We start from the raw sequence: 236 nt of genomic DNA on the forward strand, positions 1-236 counted from the left end.
GGTGAGGCCGACATAAGCGAGGCGGCGTTCTTCCTCGAGGCCGGCGCGGCCGCTCTCGTCGAGCGAGCGCTGATGAGGGAAAAGGCCTTCCTCCCAGCCGGGCAGGAAGACGGTGTCGAATTCCAGGCCCTTGGCGGAGTGCAGCGTCATGATCGAGACGGCATCGAGGTTTTCGTTCTGCTCGACGTCCATGACGAGGGCGACGTGTTCGAGGAAGCCGCGCATGGATTCGAAGC

At 64.0% G+C, this 236-nt stretch carries 1 protein-coding gene; it reads right to left on the bottom strand.

The window, feature by feature from the left end; all coding sequences use genetic code 11:
* A partial coding sequence (locus ACPYOG_RS20810) for a 3'-5' exonuclease (RefSeq protein ID WP_481295953.1) occupies window positions 1-236 on the bottom strand: 236 nt, incomplete at both ends.

The sequence above is a fragment of the Leifsonia sp. HAY1-4F genome (assembly GCF_056755275.1).